Source organism: Synechococcus sp. R70.1 (genome assembly GCF_047461675.1).
GTDB lineage: Bacteria > Cyanobacteriota > Cyanobacteriia > Thermostichales > Thermostichaceae > Thermostichus.
Map to the genome: position 1 here is coordinate 1 of NZ_JANSHR010000075.1, position 761 is coordinate 761.

At 45.2% G+C, this 761-nt stretch carries 1 protein-coding gene; it reads left to right on the top strand.

Annotation, left to right across the window (positions count from 1 at the left end; all coding sequences use genetic code 11):
• A partial coding sequence (locus NW807_RS08965) for a ParA family protein (protein ID WP_414425884.1) occupies positions 1–746 on the top strand: 746 nt, incomplete at its 5' end.
• Positions 747–761 lie beyond the last annotated feature (15 nt).

The following is a 761-nucleotide window of genomic DNA, read 5'->3' on the forward strand; positions in this document are numbered from 1 at the left end:
CTCCTGGAAAAATTACACTGACGCAATGTTTAAAGGATCCCAAAATAGACGTCCATGCCATTGTCCAAACATATAGACTCGAGGGTAAACGGATTATATTGTCCATCTTCGAAATCTTTGACAGACTCAAAGGCAAGCAGAGTACCCTTCCCATCTTCGACATTATCCCAAGAGACCCTGAACTAGAGACGTTGACTGATAGCCGGGCAGTAGCATATATCCCAAAGGGAACTCGGCGCCTTCGCGATCTCATTGCCCCTCTTCGCAATGAGTATGATTACATCCTAATCGACTGCCCAACTCAATGGCTTTACTTCAGCCAGAGTGGTGTTTTTGCTGCCGATGTTATTTTGATACCTACCCGCCCCGACGATCTGTCTTCCCTGAATAATGCTGCTAGAGTAATCACCCAGTTTATTCCAGAAACTGCTAGGTCACGACAGGATGGTGGCCCCAGGACTTTGCCTATCTTTTTCAATGGCGTCCCCTCCTCAGGAAGCGAAAACACTATTAAACGAGCACATGATGAGATAGACGAAATTGTCAGCCAAGAGAGAAGCATGAACCTACTTCCATATTTCCGGCCAAAACCTAAGAAAGGTAATGAGGACAAATACATTTTCAGAATACCTGAATATGCAGTGATAAAAACTGCAGCCTTTGAAGGAGTCCCTGCCGTCTTTAAGCGCAGGAGAGTTTTAGAATGCTACCAGAGTCTTGCCCGTGAGTACTTTATCGATGAGTGAGTTTTCAGATCTAGG